The organism is Pseudomonas sp. AK-TSAG1-1 (assembly GCF_056821665.1).
Genome location: NZ_CM165965.1, coordinates 4,276,416 through 4,293,100 on the forward strand (window position 1 = coordinate 4,276,416; position 16,685 = coordinate 4,293,100).

At 62.1% G+C, this 16,685-nt stretch carries 18 protein-coding genes; 12 read left to right on the top strand and 6 right to left on the bottom strand.

Annotated elements, in window-relative coordinates:
- The first annotated feature begins 133 nt into the window (after positions 1-133).
- Genes AC1UK9_RS19235 through AC1UK9_RS19270 form a run of 8 tightly spaced genes read left to right on the top strand, consistent with a single transcriptional unit; the run spans position 134 to position 6,388 of the window.
- Positions 134-1,324 carry a PepSY-associated TM helix domain-containing protein gene (locus AC1UK9_RS19235; protein ID WP_473013136.1) on the top strand — a complete coding sequence of 397 codons (1,191 nt, stop codon included), beginning with the start codon at positions 134-136 and terminating at the stop codon, positions 1,322-1,324.
- Complete coding sequence (locus AC1UK9_RS19240; RefSeq protein WP_473013137.1) at positions 1,321-1,863, top strand: thiamine pyrophosphate-binding protein; 543 nt, start codon at positions 1,321-1,323, stop codon at positions 1,861-1,863. The genes AC1UK9_RS19235 and AC1UK9_RS19240 overlap by 4 nt, the downstream gene beginning before the upstream one ends.
- Complete coding sequence (locus AC1UK9_RS19245; protein WP_473013138.1) at positions 1,860-2,201, top strand: hypothetical protein; 342 nt, start codon at positions 1,860-1,862, stop codon at positions 2,199-2,201. Before AC1UK9_RS19240 ends, AC1UK9_RS19245 begins: the two co-directional genes overlap by 4 nt.
- Positions 2,198-2,773 carry a DUF6162 family protein gene (locus AC1UK9_RS19250; protein ID WP_025113206.1) on the top strand — a complete coding sequence of 192 codons (576 nt, stop codon included), beginning with the start codon at positions 2,198-2,200 and terminating at the stop codon, positions 2,771-2,773. The genes AC1UK9_RS19245 and AC1UK9_RS19250 overlap by 4 nt, the downstream gene beginning before the upstream one ends.
- Positions 2,774-2,808: 35 nt before the next feature.
- Positions 2,809-3,738, top strand: coding sequence for a metal ABC transporter substrate-binding protein (locus AC1UK9_RS19255; protein ID WP_025113205.1), 930 nt, complete (start codon positions 2,809-2,811; stop codon positions 3,736-3,738).
- Positions 3,735-4,583: a metal ABC transporter ATP-binding protein gene (locus AC1UK9_RS19260; protein WP_482578303.1), complete on the top strand. Its 849-nt coding sequence runs from the start codon at positions 3,735-3,737 to the stop codon at positions 4,581-4,583. Before AC1UK9_RS19255 ends, AC1UK9_RS19260 begins: the two co-directional genes overlap by 4 nt.
- Positions 4,583-5,482, top strand: a complete 900-nt coding sequence (locus tag AC1UK9_RS19265; protein ID WP_025113203.1) for a metal ABC transporter permease — start codon at positions 4,583-4,585, stop codon at positions 5,480-5,482. Before AC1UK9_RS19260 ends, AC1UK9_RS19265 begins: the two co-directional genes overlap by 1 nt.
- On the top strand, positions 5,483-6,388 hold the full coding sequence (locus tag AC1UK9_RS19270) for a metal ABC transporter substrate-binding protein (RefSeq protein ID WP_482578304.1): 906 nt from the start codon (positions 5,483-5,485) through the stop codon (positions 6,386-6,388).
- A gap of 185 nt (positions 6,389-6,573) precedes the next feature.
- On the opposite strand, the gene AC1UK9_RS19275 is transcribed toward AC1UK9_RS19270, so the two are convergent.
- The 5 genes from AC1UK9_RS19275 to AC1UK9_RS19295 all read right to left on the bottom strand — a co-directional run bounded on the left by AC1UK9_RS19275 (position 6,574) and on the right by AC1UK9_RS19295 (position 11,142).
- Positions 6,574-6,798, bottom strand: a complete 225-nt coding sequence (locus AC1UK9_RS19275; RefSeq protein WP_025113201.1) for an MbtH family protein — start codon at positions 6,796-6,798, stop codon at positions 6,574-6,576.
- Positions 6,799-6,881: 83 nt separating this feature from the next.
- Complete coding sequence (locus tag AC1UK9_RS19280) at positions 6,882-8,294, bottom strand: aspartate aminotransferase family protein (protein ID WP_473013143.1); 1,413 nt, start codon at positions 8,292-8,294, stop codon at positions 6,882-6,884.
- A gap of 143 nt (positions 8,295-8,437) precedes the next feature.
- On the bottom strand, positions 8,438-8,923 hold the full coding sequence (locus tag AC1UK9_RS19285) for a GNAT family N-acetyltransferase (protein ID WP_482578305.1): 486 nt from the start codon (positions 8,921-8,923) through the stop codon (positions 8,438-8,440).
- A gap of 216 nt (positions 8,924-9,139) precedes the next feature.
- A complete protein-coding gene (locus tag AC1UK9_RS19290) occupies positions 9,140-10,462 on the bottom strand; it encodes an ATP-binding protein (RefSeq protein WP_482578306.1) in 1,323 nt (440 codons plus the stop codon).
- On the bottom strand, positions 10,462-11,142 hold the full coding sequence (locus AC1UK9_RS19295) for a response regulator (RefSeq protein ID WP_007969056.1): 681 nt from the start codon (positions 11,140-11,142) through the stop codon (positions 10,462-10,464). The genes AC1UK9_RS19290 and AC1UK9_RS19295 overlap by 1 nt, the downstream gene beginning before the upstream one ends.
- A gap of 275 nt (positions 11,143-11,417) precedes the next feature.
- Between AC1UK9_RS19295 and AC1UK9_RS19300 the strand changes: the two genes are divergently transcribed.
- The 4 genes from AC1UK9_RS19300 to dsbG all read left to right on the top strand — a co-directional run bounded on the left by AC1UK9_RS19300 (position 11,418) and on the right by dsbG (position 15,575).
- Complete coding sequence (locus AC1UK9_RS19300) at positions 11,418-12,101, top strand: hypothetical protein (RefSeq protein ID WP_482578307.1); 684 nt, start codon at positions 11,418-11,420, stop codon at positions 12,099-12,101.
- A gap of 125 nt (positions 12,102-12,226) precedes the next feature.
- Positions 12,227-13,960, top strand: coding sequence for a protein-disulfide reductase DsbD (gene dsbD, locus AC1UK9_RS19305; protein ID WP_482578308.1), 1,734 nt, complete (start codon positions 12,227-12,229; stop codon positions 13,958-13,960).
- Complete coding sequence (locus AC1UK9_RS19310) at positions 13,960-14,829, top strand: TlpA disulfide reductase family protein (RefSeq protein WP_025113196.1); 870 nt, start codon at positions 13,960-13,962, stop codon at positions 14,827-14,829. The genes dsbD and AC1UK9_RS19310 overlap by 1 nt, the downstream gene beginning before the upstream one ends.
- Positions 14,805-15,575: a thiol:disulfide interchange protein DsbG gene (gene dsbG / locus AC1UK9_RS19315; protein ID WP_473013147.1), complete on the top strand. Its 771-nt coding sequence runs from the start codon at positions 14,805-14,807 to the stop codon at positions 15,573-15,575. The genes AC1UK9_RS19310 and dsbG overlap by 25 nt, the downstream gene beginning before the upstream one ends.
- 126 nt (positions 15,576-15,701) lie before the next feature.
- Here the strand turns inward: dsbG and AC1UK9_RS19320 are convergent, their stop codons facing one another.
- Positions 15,702-16,526, bottom strand: coding sequence for an alpha/beta fold hydrolase (locus AC1UK9_RS19320; protein ID WP_482578309.1), 825 nt, complete (start codon positions 16,524-16,526; stop codon positions 15,702-15,704).
- Between the last annotated feature and the right edge of the window lie 159 nt (positions 16,527-16,685).

Genomic DNA, 16,685 nt, shown 5'->3' on the forward strand with positions numbered 1-16,685 from the left:
TTACCCGGCTCATCCGTCCTATAGAGATGCAGGCCGTTCGCGTAGGCAACAGCCACGACCGCGCCTTTCAGGGTCACCCTTGCTGCGAAGCCCGTAGCCGCGTGCCCTTTCATCGCAATCAAGACGCGCAATCATGTCAAAGAAATCCCGTTCCAAACTGTGGTTCCTGGTGCATAGCTGGCTCGCGCTGCCGATCTGGTTTTTTGTCCTGATCGTCTGTGTCACCGGCACACTGGCGGTGGTCAGCCAGGAGATCGTCTGGCTGGCCAACCCGCAGATGCGCGCCAGCCAACCGGCGGACGACGCTCCGCTGCTCAGTTACGATCAAGTGCTGGCCGCAATCAAGAAAGCCGAACCGCAAACACTGGTCGAAAGCATCAGCCGCCCCGACGAGTCGCATTTCGCCCTCGACGTCGAGGTCAGCTACCCCGACGGCCGCGCGCAGACGGTGTACGTCAACCCGTACACCGGCGCGATCCAGGGCCCGGCGCCGGACTTCAACTTCAAGGCATTCACCCGTGCCCTGCACGGCTGGTGGCTGGTGCCGTTCACCAACGGCTATAGCTGGGGCTGGTACCTGGTGTCGTTTCTCGGCCTGCCGATGCTCGCCTCGCTGGTCACCGGGCTGGTGGTCTACAAGCGTTTCTGGAAAGGCTTTTTCAAGCCTACGCTGCGTTTTCGCCACGGCGCCCGGATCTTCTGGGGGGACTTCCATCGACTGAGCGGCATCTGGTCGATCTGGTTCATCGCCGTGATTTCCATCACCGGCACCTGGTTTCTGATTCAGGCGTTTTTGTTCGATAACCAGGTGTCCATCACTACCGAGCCGATCATCCCGGCGATGGCCCGCGAAGACGTGCCGATGTCGGCCGACGCCGGGCCACCGCCACGGATCAGCCTGGATCGCGCGGTGCAGATCGCCGAACAGCAAATCCCCGGGCTGGAAGTCAGCTTCATCAGCCTGCCGGGCAACGCCTACAGCCATCTGAGTGTCGGCGGTCGCGGCTGGTATCCGCTGATGTTCCAGACCGCCACGCTCAACCCTTACAACGGCGACATGGCTGCCTCGCGGCTGATCTCCGACCGCTCCTCGCTGGAGTTCGTCACCGAGTCGATGCGACCGTTGCACACCGGTGATTTCGGCGGCCTGTGGATCAAGCTGATCTGGTTCTTCTTCGGCCTGTTGCTGAGCATGATGGTGCTCAGCGGCCTGTTGATCTGGACCAAACGCACCGCGCTGGCCACCGCCAACGCGCTCAAGCGCGAGAGTAAAAAAACCCGCAGCACCAGCGTCAGTCGTGAACCAGCGGAGGTCAGCCTGTGAGCCAGTCCAACCGCAATGTCCAGCCGTCCACACTGCGCCGCTTCTGGCACAAATGGCGCTTTCATCTGAATGCGCTGCTGCTGCTGATTCCGTTGGGTTTCATGCCCAAGTATTTCGCCGACGCTGCGCTGTTTCGCGGCGATGTCGGCCTCGGCGAGCACGAGATCGGTGACATCCAGGTCGGGCCCTGGAGCCTGCGCCTGGCCGAACTGCGAAACGAAGCGCCGCATCTCGACGGCCCCGCCGGTTACATGAAGGACTTCAATGCAGCCCTGTGCGACGCCTGCGTCGAACAGGTCAAGGCCACCTACCTGCGCATCGGCAAGCCCCGCAGCCTGCGCGCCGCCGGGGTGATTTTCTTCGGCACGCCGTACCGCATGGGCGCGCAGTTGCCGGTGGCGGAAAAGACCCAGGCCGACGCCGACCTGTGGATCACCATGGAAGGCTGGGACGGCAGCCTGCATCAAGCCTCGATTCCACTGCGCCAGGCCTCTCCCGCCACCATTGCCTGGCTGAACAAACAAGGAGCCAAACCATGAACCGCGTTCAACGCCCTTTGCGCCTGCGATTGCGCGCTGCCTTGCTGCTGTTGTGCAGCGGTTTCAGCGCCGGCGCCCTGGCCCACAACCCGATGTGTGAATGCAAAGCCGTCGATGCCGAGCAGATCAAATGCACCGGCGGCTTTTCCGATGGCAGCGGCGCGCCCGGGGTGACTCTGGACGTGATCGGTTACGACGAAACCATTCTGCTGCCGGGCAAGCTCGGCGCCGACTCGAGCCTGACCTTCAAGAAACCCGCCGCCGAGTTTTACGTGCTGTTCGACGCCGGCCCCGGTCACGTCGTGGAAATCGACCAAGCAGACATCGAGGCCCCATGAGTACGCCCACCACGCAAGTCGTCCGTCCGGCCGGCGCCGGCCATGAAACCCTCAACGTCCTGCTGCTGTGCCTGTTGATCCTCGCGGTTGCCGGTTCGGTGGTGGCGTGGCGCGGGGTGTCCCATGAACCGCAGCCGGTCGCCAGCCATCAGCTCGATGCCCGGCGCGACCTCAGCGCCGCCGAGCAAGGCATCTACGCCGACCTGCGGGTGACCCTGGACGAAATCCGCCTGTTGCGCGAAGAGCAGCAAACCCTGCCGACCCCGCACACCCTGGCAGAGGAAGGTTTTGCGCCATTCGCCCAGGACGCCAGTTCGGTCAGCCGTGGTGGACATGCCTGGCAGTTGCTGGCGGACACCGCCTATTTCGGCCATAGCCAGTCGCCGGCCGTGGCGGGATCGTTCGTGATGCTGCTGAGCGCCGATGCCCATGCGGCGCCGGACATCTGGCTCAACCGCGCCGCCGATCTGCAGACGCCCGCCGAACTGACCGACACCGCGCTGTCGGCCGCTGGCTGGAAGCAGATCGTCGCGCAATTCGATGCCGGCGTGACTCGCGAGCATCGCCACTGAACCTTCGCCTTCACCCCAGAGAAGACCGCTTGCCCATGTCTATTTCATCGCCTCGCCGTCCCTTCCTGCGCCTGCTGCTGGCAGGCCTTTGCGCCTGCCTGCTGAGCCCGCTTGCCAGCGCCGATCCGGGCAAGCGCCTGCGCATCGGCATCACGCTGCACCCGTATTACAGCTATGTGGCCAACATCGTCGGCGACAAGGCCGACGTGGTGCCGCTGATTCCTGCCGGTTTCAATCCGCACGCCTATGAGCCACGGGCCGAGGACATCAAACGCATCAGCGGGCTGGACGTGATCGTCCTCAACGGTGTCGGCCATGACGACTTCGCCGACCGCATGATCGCGGCCAGCGAAACGCCGAACATCAAGACCATCGAAGCCAACGAGAACGTGCCGCTGCTGGCCGCCACCGGTACCGCCGCGCGTGGTGCCGGCAAAGTGGTCAACCCGCACACTTTCCTGTCGATCAGCGCCTCGATTGCCCAGGTCAATAACATCGCCCGCGAGCTGGGCAAACTCGACCCGGACAACGCCAGGACCTACACCCAGAACGCCCGCGCCTACGGCAAACGCCTGCGGCAGATGCGCGCCGATGCGCTGGCGAAACTGACTCAGGCCCCCAACGCCGAGTTGCGGGTGGCGACGGTGCACGCGGCGTACGACTATCTGCTGCGCGAGTTCGGCCTGGAAGTCACTGCCGTGGTCGAGCCGGCCCACGGTATCGAACCCAGCCCGAGCCAGTTGAAAAAGACCATCGACCAACTGCGCGAACTCGACGTGAAGGTGATCTTCTCGGAAATGGACTTCCCGTCCACCTACGTTGAAACCATTCAGCGCGAATCCGGCGTGAAGCTGTACCCGCTGTCGCACATTTCCTACGGCGAATACACCGCTGACAAGTATGAAAAGGAAATGACCGGCAACCTCAACACCGTGGTGCGAGCGATTCAGGAGTCCGGGGCATGACGGTAAAAGAAACCCTCTCTGATACCCCCCAATCCCCTGTGAGAGCGAGCCTGCTCGCGAAAGCGCCCGGCCAGTCAACCACATCGTTGAATGACACACCGCCATCGCGAGCAGGCGAAGGCCTACAAAGGGTCAGCGGGCCGACGCTGGAGTTTGCGCAGATCAGCCTGACCCTGGGGCGTACCACAATTCTCGACAACGTCACCTTCCAGGTGCAGCCCGGCCACGTACACGCATTGGTCGGCCCCAACGGCGGCGGCAAAAGCTCGCTGATCAAGACCTTGCTCGGGCAGATGCCCCATCAAGGTCAGTTGAGCCTGCGCTGGCCGGGCGAACCCGGCACCATCGGTTATGTGCCGCAGGCGCTGGAATTCGATCGCGGCCTGCCAATGACCGTTGACGATTTCATGGCCGCCATGTGCCAGCGCCGTCCGGCGTTTCTTGGCCTGAGCAAGCACTACGCCAGGGCCATCGGCGAAGCGCTGGAACGGGTCGGCATGCAAGACAAACGCAAGCGACGCATGGGCGCGCTGTCCGGCGGTGAGCGGCAGCGCGTCCTGCTCGCCCAAGGGTTGATCCCGCCGCCACAACTGCTGGTGCTGGATGAACCGATGTCGGCGCTCGACGAAGCCGGAATTCAAGTGTTCGAGCGCTTGCTCGGCGACTGGCGCGCCGCTGGCATCACCGTGCTGTGGATCGAGCACGATCTGGAAGCGGTCAAGCGCCTGGCTAATCGGGTCACCGGCCTCAACCGGCGCGTACTGTTCGACGCCACGCCGCAACAGGCGCTGACCCCGGAACGGCTGCTGACGCTGTTCTCGACCCATCCTCGGAGCGCTGTCTGATGAGTTACGAAGCCTTTCGTTTGATGGTTCAAGGCTGGGCCACCTCCGGCTACCTGCCGGAAGCGCTCGCCTACGGTTTTGTGGTCAATGCGCTGCTCGCCGGCCTGCTGATCGGCCCGGTGCTCGGCGGCCTCGGCACGCTGGTGGTGGTCAAGCGCTTCGCGTTTTTCTCCGAAGCGGTCGGCCATGCGGCGCTGACCGGCGTGGCCATCGGCATTCTGCTCGGCGAACCCTACACCGGGCCGTACGGCAGCCTGTTCGGTTACTGCCTGCTGTTCGGCATCCTGCTCAACTACCTGCGCAACCGTACCGGCCTGGCGCCGGACACGCTGATCGGCGTGTTCCTCTCGGTGTCACTGGCGCTGGGGGCGAGCCTGCTGCTGATTCTGGCCGGCAAGATCAACGTGCACATTCTGGAGAACGTGCTGTTCGGTTCGGTGCTGACGGTCAACGGCAACGACCTGCTGGTGCTGGCGATCGTCGGTTCGCTGGTCATGGCCCTGGCGCTGCCGCTGTACAACCGGATCATGCTCGCCAGTTTCAACCCGCAACTGGCGGCGGTGCGCGGCGTGGCGGTGAAGACCCTGGATTACCTGTTCGTGATTCTGGTGACGCTGATCACCGTTGCAGCAGTGAAGGTCATCGGTGCAATCCTCGTCGGTGCGCTGCTGGTGATTCCGGCAGCGGCGGCGCGCTTGCTCAGCCAGTCGCTCAAGGGCTTCTTCTGGTGCTCAGTGCTGATTGCCACCGTCAGCACCTTGTGCGGGATTCTCGCGCCGATCGTCTTCGATCTGCCAATTCCGTCCGGCGCCGCGATCATTCTGGTCGCCGGCATCGCCTTCGCCCTCGCCGCCATTGCGCGCGGGGTTGTTCCGAGTCTGAAAGGGAACCTTGGATAAATGGCTTTCTCATTGCGCAAACTGACCCTGGCCATGGCCCTGTGCGGCGTGGTCTGCACGCCCCTGATCGCTGCCGAAAACGCCAAACCGTTGCGCGTGCTGGCCTCGTTGCCGATCACCTACGGGCTGGGCGAGGTGCTGCTCAAGGGCACCGATGTCAGCCTGGAACGCGCGGCCCCGGCGAATCTGCCGGGCAGCCGTCAGACCGCCTACTTCACCGGTCGCGGTGCGCCGGCACTGGGCAAACTGGCGAACGACGCCGACGCGGTGATCGGCGTACGTTCGCTGTGGGCCGATGACCCGCTGTACCCGATCGCCCGGCGCAGCAACATTCGCATCGTCGAGGTCGACGCGGCGCGCCCGGTCGATGGCGCCTTGCCCGGAATTGCCGTGCAACCGGGGCTCAAGGTCGATGGCTTGAACAGTCAGCCATGGCTGGCGAGCAACAACATGGGGCGCATGGCCGACGTGATGGCGGCGGACCTGGTGCGCCTGGCACCGTCCGCCAAGCCGAAGATCGAGGCCAATCTGGCGGCGTTGAAACAGCGCTTGCTCAAGCTCAGCGCCGACAGCGAAGCGCGTCTGGCCAAGACCGACAACCTCAGTGTGATGAGCCTCAGCGATCACTTCGGTTACCTGATCGGCAGCCTGAACCTGGAGCTGATCGGCCAGGATCCACGACCGGATGCCGAATGGACTGCGGAGGATCTGCAGAAACTCACGGCGACGCTCAAGGACAACGACGTGGCGCTGGTACTGCATCATCGTCAGCCATCGGAGGCGGTGAAAGCGGCGATTGCCGAGTCGGGGAGTCGGTTGCTGGTGTTGAGTACCGATGCCGAAGATCCGGTGGCGGAGCTGGAAGGGAATGTGGATTTGCTGCTCAAGGGTTTGAACGGGGCGTAGTTTCAGTTGCGCCGCGTTATCGTTCTTCGCGAGCAGGCTCGCTCCCACACGGGATCTGTGTCACTCACAAATCCCCTGTGGGAGCGAGCCTGCTCGCGAAGAGGCCCGCCAAAACACCACAAATGCCAGCCATGAAAAAACCCGCTGACTGTCACCAGTCCAGCGGGTTTCTTTTGTCTGTCAGCTTACTGAGCAGCCGCCTGCCCTTCCATCTTCTGGCGCAGGCTCAGCGGACGCATGTCGGTCCAGGTTTCCTCGATGTAGGCCAGGCATTCCTTTTTCAGGCCGCTCTTGCCCACGGTGCGCCAGCCTTGCGGCACGGCCTTGTAGTCCGGCCAGATCGAGTATTGCTCTTCGTGGTTGACCACGACCTGAAAGAGGATGTCCTCGCGGTCGAATACTGACGTCATGCTGGTTCTCCATCGTTGTAGGGGTGGGCTGCACACAAGGTGCAGCCGGGTATGTAGAAAGAACGTTGGGCGCTGTAAAAAATTTACCCGGCTGCGGTGGCAGCGGCCAAGGCACGCCCGAAGATTTCGGCGACGCGGTCGATTTCGGCAGCAGTGATCACCAGTGGGGGCAGGAAGCGCACCACCGCGCCATGGCGGCCGCCCAGCTCCAGAATCAGCCCGCGCTTGAGGCATTCGCGCTGCACCAGCGGCGCCAGACGGGCGAAGGCCGGCGGATGGCCGAGGGCGTCCGGCGTACCGTTCGGGTCCACCAGTTCGACGCCGAGCATCAAGCCGCGACCACGAATGTCGCCCAGTTGCGGGAAGTCGCGTTGCAGAATGCGCAGGTGTTCGCTCAGGCGCTCGCCCATGGCCGCGGCGTGTTCGCAGACCTTGTGCTCAACCAGATAACGCATCACCGCAGAACCTGCGGCCATCGCCATCTGATTGCCACGGAAGGTGCCGGCATGGGCGCCCGGTTGCCAGGTGTCGAGCCAGTCGCGATAGACCACCACCGCCAATGGCAGGCTGCCGCCGATGGCTTTGGACAACACCACCACGTCCGGGGTGATGCCGGCGTGCTCAAAGGCAAACATCTTGCCGGTGCGGGCGAAACCGCTCTGGATCTCGTCGACGATCAGCGCCACACCAGCCTTTTCGGTGATCCGACGCAAGCCGCGCAGCCACTCGATATCGGCCGGAATCACCCCGCCCTCGCCCTGCACCGCTTCGACAATCACCGCCGCCGGCAACTGCACGCCGGCCTCGGGATCGTTGAGCAGATTTTCCAGATAACTCAGGTTGGCTTTGACCCCGGCCGCGCCGCCGAGGCCGAACGGGCAGCGGTAGTCATACGGGAACGGCATGAACTGCACGCCGTTGCTGAGCAAGGCAGCCAATGGCTTCTTCGGCCCCAGACTGCCCATCAGGCTCAACGCGCCCTGGCTCATGCCGTGATAACCGCCGGAGAACGACAGCACAGTGCTGCGCCCGGTGGCGGTGCGCACCAGTTTCAACGCAGCTTCCACCGCGTCGGTGCCGGTCGGGCCGCAGAACTGGATCTTCGCCTCGGCCGCCAGTGCCGGCGGCAGCAGGCCGAACAGATCCTGCACAAACTGATCCTTGACCGGCGTGGTCAGGTCGAGGGTGTGCAGCGGCAACTCATCGGCGAGCACTTGCTGGATCGCCTCGATCACCACCGGATGGTTGTGTCCCAACGCCAGGGTGCCGGCACCGGCCAGGCAGTCGATGAAGGTGCGGCCTTCAACGTCTTCGACGTACAGCCCCTTGGCACGTTTGAGTGCCAGCGGAATACGTCGCGGGTAGCTGCGGGCGTTGGATTCCTGCTGACTCTGACGGGCCAGCAGTGGCGACTCGTTGAACTGATACAGGGTTTCGGCCGGCGCGGAGGCGATCCGGGCCGACGACTCTTCGATAAGGCTGGTGGCGACTGACATCTCTCGACCCCTCAATACGCTATGGATAGTGACCAAAACAGCACACCGCACAGGTGCGCGTTCCGGTCGCGGGGCGCACATGCAGGTTTTCCTGTTCTGGAAACGCTTAAGCGGGGCGAGGATTTAGACCCTTGATCGCGTTGTCAGTCGGGCAATGGCAACGGTTTGTGCAACACGACGCGCTGCAAGCCCTGATCGATGAAGGTTGGCGCCGACTCGCGGTAGCCCAGATACCGATAAAAAGCTGCACCGGAGCGTGTACTGACGATATTCACCTGAGGCACTGCGCGAATCCGCAACCAGCCTTCCAGGTCCGTCATCAGCGCCCGCCCCGCGCCACGGCGAAACCATTCCGGTTGCACATGACAAAAGCTGATGTCGCCGCTGACCATGGCCATGCCGACACCCACCGGTTTGCCCTGCAACAGCGCGATATTCAGGTAGCAATGCGGGTCGGCCAGCTGCGCGCTGATGAAATCAGCACAGTGCCGCGCAATCCAGCGGTTGAGCAGTTGAGGGTCGTTACGGTGTTCGAGCGCACAACCGAGACGGATCGAACGTTCGATGATGCGGCTGATAATGCCGGCGTCGGCAAGTTTCGCCGGGCAGATACAGATTGCTGCTTCCATGCTGCGGTCCCTCAATCCATTGAGTCAGAGCAGCCCCGACCATAACGCCGGGACTGGCGAATGACCAATGCGCAGACGTTACATTTGATGTGCCCGCAACACAGATCCCCTGCAGGAGTGAGCCTGGTCGCGAAGGCGGTGTGTCAGTCAACGCATCACTAACTGACACACCGCCTTCGCGAGCAAGCCCGCTCCCACAAGGGAATTGCGGTGGAATCAAACAGGTTGCAACGGCATCGTCAGCTCCACGCGCAGGCCATCCGCGCGGCTGTCGAAATGCAGGGTGCAGGCGCAACGCTGGACGATGGCTTGCACAATGGCCAGGCCGAGTCCGCAGCCAGTGCTCTGGCCGTTGCGCCAGAAGCGCTGGGTCAGATGCTGCAGATCATCCGCTGCAATCCCCGGGCCGTGGTCGCGTACCACAAAGCGTGCGCGCTGGCCGACGGTTTCCAGGCTCAGTTCCACGGCAGCGTCCGCCGGGGTATGGCGCAGGGCGTTGTCGAGCAGATTGCGCAGCGCGGCAATCGACAGCACCGCCGGCATCTGCACCGGCGCGCTGGACAGCGGCGTCGGCAATTGCAGTTTGATGCGCTGGCGCTCGCCGCCGGCCGCATCCTGCATCGCCAGTTTCGCCACCTGCTCGGCACTGCACTGCACGCCATCGTCGAACGACAGACTGCCCTCGACCCGCGCCAGCAACAGCAATTGCTCCAGCGTGCGGTGCATGCGGTCGGCGCCCTCCTCGGCCCGGGCCAGCGACTGATCGCGGGCGCTGCCCTCGGTCATGCGCGCCACTTGCAGGTGAGTCTTGATCGCTGTCAGCGGGCTGCGCAGCTCATGGGCGGCGTCACCGGTCAGGCGGCGTTCACGTTCGATGGTCTTGCCGATGCGCTGGAACAGCTGGTTCTGGGTGTCGAGCAGCGGTTTCAGTTCGCTGGGAAACGACTGCAGTTGCAACGGTTCGAGCGAGTCGGCGTTACGCCGCATCAAGGCTTCGCGCAGGCGATTGAGCGGCGCCAGGCCCTGACCGATGCCCAGCCACAACAGGCACAGGCAACCGAGCAGCGCTACGCCGACCGGCACCGAGGCCGCCAGCAGAATCGACATGTTCAGCGCTTCGCGCTCAATCTGCCGATCGGCCGTGGTGATCCGCACGTCACCTCGCGCAAGGGTGAAACTGCGCCACGGCGCGCCATCGATCATCTGGTCGTGAAAGCCCATTTTCTCGGCTTCCAGGGTTTGCTCTGGGCTGCTGTGGCTGCGGGCAAGAATCTCCCCGCGCAACGAACTGACCTGACAGGCCATGCCGCCGGGAATGTTCAATTGTTCGGCGCTGAAATGGGTGCCCTCGCCCTTGCTCGGCAACGCCGGCAGTTGCTCCAGCAACCCGGCGACCATGCGCGCCGAAGCCACCAGCCGCTGGTCGAGGGAAAACATCATCTGATTGCGCAAGTCGCTGAGCATCCAGGCCGCGGCCAGGGCCCAGATCAGGGCGAACGCGGCGCCGAGGGTCAGACTCAGGCGCAGACGCAGACTCATCACTTCTGTTGCTCTCCACCATCGGCCGGCCCGAGGCGATAACCCAGACCGCGAACGGTTTCGACGATGCCCTTGCCGAGCTTGCTGCGCAGGTGATGGATATGCACGTTCAGGGCGTTGCTCTCCAGTTCGTCATTGAAGCCGTAGACGCTGTCTTTCAATTGCTCGGTGGACAGCACCCGGCCACGATTGTGCAACAGCGCCTGCAACAGCGATTGCTCGCGTCGCGACAAGTCCACCGGTTGCCCGGCCAAGGTGGTTTCACGGCTGCTTGGATCGTAGGTCAGCGCGCCATGTTCGATCAGGTTGACACTGCGCCCGGCGACCCGGCGCAACAAGGTTTGCAAACGGGCGAACAACTCACGCAGATCGAATGGTTTGAGCAGGTAATCGTCAGCCCCGGCCTGCAAACCATCGACGCGGTCGGTCACCGAGTCCCGCGCGGTCAGAATCAGCACCGGAATTTCCAGGCCCTGTTGCCGCAACTGTTGCAGCAATTTGAGGCCATCTTCGTCGGGCAGGCCGAGGTCGAGCACCATCACGTCGAATTCGGCGACCTTGAGCATCGCCCGCGCCTTGGAAGCCGTATTGACATGCTCCACGGTGAGGCCTTGGGCTGTGAGCCCGGCAACGATACCGCTGGCGATCAATTCATCGTCTTCGCAAACCAGTACGTGCATGGCGATTCCCTGAGAAAAGAGGTGAGTCAAACAGAGCAGGATTAAGCCGCCATTATGGCAGAGCCACAACGCAGGCGGCAGGCCCTGCCCTGTTTGATCGAAACTTAAATAGCCACGACAACTAATAGTTAACAACCAGTCAAACAATACTACCAACTAACGAAACAACTAATAACACCCTTTTACTGTACAAGTAAGAACCCAAAAACTAATCTTGCCTGGCAACACACAAACAACAAACCACACACATTCAATACCTCAAAAGAGTCTTAAACATGGCCACTGGCAAGAATTTCATTACTATTGACTGGCGCACTGGTGCCGATCGCATTTATTTCTTTTTCAAAGAAAAGAACACCTATTCCCGCTTCGATTTCGAGGACAATAAAGTTCTCGCCGGCTACCCCAAATCCGTTAACGGTGCATGGGAAGGCCTGGACAAGCCTGCTGCCGATCTACGTTTCGGTTTCACCACGACGATCAGCAGCTATAACGGTGGCATCGACACCCTCTGGGTGTTCTACGACGAGGGCAATACCCCCAGCGTCTGTGAGTTCAACCAGAAGTCGGACAAAGCCGCGTCTAAAACTCCCGTGGCAAAATCCACGTGGGCAAAGTTACTGCCTTACTATTATCAAATCATAGGCGTGATGTGGGCCGAGAGTTCGGCCGCCAAGGAAACGTATTGGTTCCTGTTGAATAACGGCAACTACCTTATCTACGACCTCTACTCAAACAGTCTGGAAGTGCTGCCACTCAAAGGCTCGCTGTGGGCGCCGCTGGAAGAATATAAAGATCGCATGATGACGGCCGTCACCAATGACTACCCGACATTCGACACTTACTTTTATGTTTTCCTGAACGACAACCAGTACCTGCGTTATGAACAGGGCGCGAAAAAAGTATTTGGCCCGTATACAATCTCCGACTCAACCTGGCCCGGGCTGCTGAAGGACTGAGGCCACTCGCAGGCATCAGTGAATCGGCGTCGGGTCGCCCATCCGGCATCGTGCGGGGCGGTTAATCATCGGTTAATCGCCACCCGCCACTGTGCACCAGACTTGCACAGGGACAAGGCTCCTCCATGCGTCGTTTTTTTCTTTTGTTTGCACTGCTGATCTCCGGCCTGGCCCAGGCGGGAAATAATCCATTCGAGAGCAAACCGGAATTTCTGCCGGTCGACAAAGCGTTCGTGCTCACCTCCGAACGCCTGGAATCCGGGGAAACCCAACTGTTCTGGCAGATCACCGACGGCTACTACCTGTATCAGAAGCGTCTGAAATTCGACGGTCTCAAAGCCGAGCAACAGCCGGTTCTGCCCGAGGGCGAGTCCCACAGCGACGAATTTTTCGGTGAACAGCCGGTGTATCGCCAGGGCCTGGAGGTGAAAGTCCCGGCCTCGGCCAGCGGTCAGATCAAAGTCAGTTACCAGGGCTGCGCCGATGCTGGCCTGTGTTACCCACCGCAAACCCGGGTCATCGATCTGGGTGGCAAAGCCGCGCCGTCGACCAGCGCTGAAGCACCGGATCAAGCCTTGGCCAGCGGCCTTGAGCAACGCGCGTTGGGCTGGAGCCTGCTGGTGTTCTTCGGCCTTGGGCTGTTGCTGGCATTTACCCCGTGCTCGTTGCCGATGTTGCCGATCCTGGCGGGGATGATCGTCGGCAGTGGTGCCACGCCTCGTCGTGGTTTTGCGCTGGCCAGCAGCTATGTGATCTGCATGGCGCTGGTGTATGCGGCGATGGGCGTGGTTGCTTCTCTGCTCGGCGCCAACCTGCAGGCATGGCTGCAAAATCCATGGCTGCTCGGTGCGTTTGCCGCAGTGTTCGTGGTGCTCGCACTGCCGATGTTCGGTTTCTTCGAATTGCAATTGCCGGTGGCATTGCGTGACCGCCTCGAACACGCCTCGCGCAGCCGCAACGGCGGCAGCCTGATCGGCGCCGGGGTGCTCGGGGCCTTGTCCGGTCTGCTGGTCGGCCCGTGTATGACCGCGCCGCTGGCCGGCGCCCTGTTGTACATCGCCCAGAGCGGCAACGCGCTGCACGGTGGGCTGATTCTGTTCGCGCTGGGCATCGGCATTGGTGTGCCGCTGTTGCTGCTGGTGACCGTCGGCAACCGCTTCCTGCCAAAACCCGGGGCGTGGATGAACCTGCTCAAGGGCATCTTCGGTTTCCTGTTTCTGGCGACTGCGCTGCTGATGTTGCGCCCGGTGCTGGACTCGTCCCTATGGCTGGGCCTGTGCGGCGCGCTGCTGTTGATCGCCGCGTTCTGCGCCTGGAAGCAATCGGAAGGTTTCGGACGGGTCGCCCAGGTGTTCGGCGCCAGTTCGTTGCTGCTCGGTCTTTGGGGCAGCCTGTTGATGATCGGTGCCGCTGGGGGCAGTGACGACCCGTATCAGCCGCTGCAGGTGTACAGCGCCGGCCGTGTTGCCAGCGCCACGCCGAGCGGGCACGACGCGTTCACCACGATCAAGGATCCGGCAGCGCTGCAACGTGAGCTGGATGCCGCCAAGGCCCAGGGCCAATGGGTGTTGCTCGATTACTACGCCGACTGGTGCGTGTCGTGCAAAGTCATGGAGAAACAAGTGTTCGGCAAGGACAAGGTCATGCAGGCGCTCAGCGACGTGCGTCTGCTGCGGCTGGACGTCACCGCCGACAATGCCGCCAGCCGCGAGCTGCTCGGTCGCTACAAAGTCCCGGGGCCACCGAGTTTTGTCTGGATCGGCGCCGACGGCGAAGAACGGCGTAACCAGCGCATCACCGGTGAGGTCGATGCCGATACGTTCCTGCAACGCTGGACCACCACCCGAGACGCCAATTAATGCTGACGTTCACCCTCGGCACCTTTGCCATCGCGCTTAACCACCTGCTGCTGATCAGTGCCTTGGCACTGGCGACCTTTGTCGGCTGGCGGGTGGCCAAGCGTGGCGGCGATAACCCCGAGTCGGCGCTGTTCAGTCTGTTTCTGCTCGGCATGCTCGCCGCGCGCGTGGCGTTTGTCGCGCTGTATTGGGGCCACTATCGCAACGATCCGTGGCAGATCATCGACCTGCGCGATGGCGGTTTTCTCGCCTGGCCGGGTGTGATCGTACTGTTGCTTGCGGCGTTGTATCGCGGCTGGCGCCGCCCGGGCCTGCGTCGGCCGCTGGGTTTTGGCGTGGCCAGCGGTGTGCTGTTCTGGCTGTTGGCGACCCTGTCGTTGAACATCTACGAACAAGGCACCCGCCTGCCGGAGATCACCCTGCGCAACGCCGCCGGGGAGACCATCCAGCTCAGCGATTATCAAGGCGGTCCGCTGGTGATCAACCTGTGGGCGACCTGGTGCCCACCGTGTCGGCGCGAAATGCCAGTGCTGGAAAGCGCCCAGCAACAACGCCCGGACCTGACCTTTCTGTTCGTCAATCAGGCCGAAAGCATGCAAAGCGTTGCTACCTTTCTCGAAACCCAGGGTCTGAGTCTGAACAATGTGCTGTTCGACCGCAGCGGCCGACTCGGTCAGGCCGTGGGTTCCATGGCGCTGCCGACTACGCTGTTCTATAGCCCGGATGGACGACTGTTGACCAGCCATCTGGGCGAGTTGTCGAACGCCAGCCTCGCCCGCGCCCTGGAAAACTTCGACATTGCGAACCCATCCGCCGCACCGGCCACCTCTGCAAGGAAACTGCCATGCCCCGCCTCCGCCACCTGCTGACGCTGACTCTGGGCACTGCCCTGCTGCACCTGCCGTCGGTACAGGCCGCCGAAGAATTGCCCGCCGCGATCAAGCAGATCGAAGCCAAGGGCGCAAAAATCGTCGGCCAGTTCGACGCCCCGGACGGTTTGCGCGGTTATGCGGCGCAGTATCAGAACCGAGGCATGGCGTTGTACCTGACGCCGGACGGCCAACATGTGTTGCTGGGCAATCTGTACGACGCCGACGGCAAGGACTTGAGCAGCGAGCCGTTGCAGAAACTGGTCTACGCGCCGATGGCCAAGGAAATCTGGGGCAAGTTCGAAGCCAGCAACTGGATTCAGGACGGCAACAAGGATGCACCGCGCACCGTGTACCTGTTCAGCGATCCGAATTGCCCGTACTGCAACATGTTCTGGGAACAGGCCCGTCCATGGGTCAAGGCCGGCAAGGTGCAGTTGCGGCACATCATGGTCGGGATCATCCGCGAAGACAGTCCGGCGAAATCCGCCGCATTGCTGGCGGCGAAGGATCCGGCCAAGGCCCTGGAAGAACACGAGAAGGCGGGCAAGGAAAGTTCGCTAAAGCCATTGAAGAACATTCCACCTGCGGTGCAGACCAAACTGGCGGCCAACATGCAGTTGATGGAAGACCTGGAGTTGCAGGCGACTCCGGCGATTTTCTACATGGATGACAAGGGTGAGCTGCAACAGCAGCAAGGCGCGCCGTCGCCGGATAAGTTGGCGAAGATTCTTGGGCCTAAGTAACGTCGGATTCTTTATTGCCTGAAGCGGCCTTTTCGCGAGCAGGCTCGCTGCCACACTTGGTTCTGTACACGCAGAACCATTGTGGCAGCGAGCTTGTTTGCGGGGCGACGTTCCGACGAAGAACGATTACTCGGTGCGCCGGTTGCGCTCGCTGAGGAAGGTAAACAACACCTCGTTCACAAACTCCGGGTTCTCCAGACTGGAGATATGCCCCGCCTCCGGCACCAGCGCCCTTGGGCAACCAATCAACTCGGCCATTTCCTGCGCCTCCGACGGCGGGCGTGGTTTGTCCTGATCGCCGCACAGCACCAGCGTGGTCGCGGCATTCAATTCGCCCAGACGCGGCAACAGATCATCACGACTGAACGTGATACGCCCCATCGGCACAATGCTTTCGCGCAGGCGATCAGTGGTGTAAGCCGCCAGTTTGGCGCGGAAGCCCTGATACAGCGCCGACTGTGGATCGATGCCTGGGCGGAAGAAAATCGGTACGACAATGTCGAGCAACTGCTCGGAAATTTCGCCGCTTTCTTCGATCTGCTTGAACAGCGAGAAGTAGTACTGACGCGTTGGCTCAGGCTCCACACCGACGTAAGTGTCCATCAGCACCAAGCCTTTGAGCCGCTGCGGTGCAGACAACGCCAGGCGCACGCCCCACATGCCGCCGACCGACAGCCCGACCAGAGTGACCTGATCGATATCCAGATGATCGAGCAAGGCCTGCGCCTGACGGGCGATGTCATCCAGTGATGCCGTGCCTTCAGGTAACCGTCCCGACTCACCATGGCCCCAAAGGTCCAGTGCGATCACCCGATAGTGCGGCGCCAGCGCTGCGATCTGCGGTGCCCACATGGCGCTGTCCCACAGATAACTGCCTGCCAGCATGACGGCCGGGCCGGTGCCTTGATCAATGTAGTGCAGCGCTTGTCCGTCAACCGTGAAAAAAGGCATCGACCATCTCCGCGACAAAAAAGAGAACCGGCAGACTGAGCTGCCGGTTCTGGATCGTCAACCCTGGATGTGTACGTGAATATGCCGGTTTATAGGTGTTGAATTCACTGACGCCTTCGCGAGCAAGCCCGTTCCCACAAGGGATCTGTGATCGACACA

Coding starts and splice junctions, on each gene's coding strand:
- dsbD (WP_482578308.1), top strand. CDS start 12,227: ATGCGTCGTTTTTTTCTTTTGTTTGCACTGCTGATCTCCGGCCTGGCC.
- AC1UK9_RS19300 (WP_482578307.1), top strand. CDS start 11,418: ATGGCCACTGGCAAGAATTTCATTACTATTGACTGGCGCACTGGTGCC.
- AC1UK9_RS19260 (WP_482578303.1), top strand. CDS start 3,735: ATGACGGTAAAAGAAACCCTCTCTGATACCCCCCAATCCCCTGTGAGA.
- AC1UK9_RS19265 (WP_025113203.1), top strand. CDS start 4,583: ATGAGTTACGAAGCCTTTCGTTTGATGGTTCAAGGCTGGGCCACCTCC.
- AC1UK9_RS19235 (WP_473013136.1), top strand. CDS start 134: ATGTCAAAGAAATCCCGTTCCAAACTGTGGTTCCTGGTGCATAGCTGG.
- AC1UK9_RS19290 (WP_482578306.1), bottom strand. CDS start 10,462: ATGAGTCTGCGTCTGCGCCTGAGTCTGACCCTCGGCGCCGCGTTCGCC.
- AC1UK9_RS19280 (WP_473013143.1), bottom strand. CDS start 8,294: ATGTCAGTCGCCACCAGCCTTATCGAAGAGTCGTCGGCCCGGATCGCC.
- AC1UK9_RS19270 (WP_482578304.1), top strand. CDS start 5,483: ATGGCTTTCTCATTGCGCAAACTGACCCTGGCCATGGCCCTGTGCGGC.
- AC1UK9_RS19285 (WP_482578305.1), bottom strand. CDS start 8,923: ATGGAAGCAGCAATCTGTATCTGCCCGGCGAAACTTGCCGACGCCGGC.
- AC1UK9_RS19295 (WP_007969056.1), bottom strand. CDS start 11,142: ATGCACGTACTGGTTTGCGAAGACGATGAATTGATCGCCAGCGGTATC.
- AC1UK9_RS19250 (WP_025113206.1), top strand. CDS start 2,198: ATGAGTACGCCCACCACGCAAGTCGTCCGTCCGGCCGGCGCCGGCCAT.
- AC1UK9_RS19320 (WP_482578309.1), bottom strand. CDS start 16,526: ATGCCTTTTTTCACGGTTGACGGACAAGCGCTGCACTACATTGATCAA.
- AC1UK9_RS19255 (WP_025113205.1), top strand. CDS start 2,809: ATGTCTATTTCATCGCCTCGCCGTCCCTTCCTGCGCCTGCTGCTGGCA.
- dsbG (WP_473013147.1), top strand. CDS start 14,805: ATGCCCCGCCTCCGCCACCTGCTGACGCTGACTCTGGGCACTGCCCTG.
- AC1UK9_RS19310 (WP_025113196.1), top strand. CDS start 13,960: ATGCTGACGTTCACCCTCGGCACCTTTGCCATCGCGCTTAACCACCTG.
- AC1UK9_RS19275 (WP_025113201.1), bottom strand. CDS start 6,798: ATGACGTCAGTATTCGACCGCGAGGACATCCTCTTTCAGGTCGTGGTC.
- AC1UK9_RS19245 (WP_473013138.1), top strand. CDS start 1,860: ATGAACCGCGTTCAACGCCCTTTGCGCCTGCGATTGCGCGCTGCCTTG.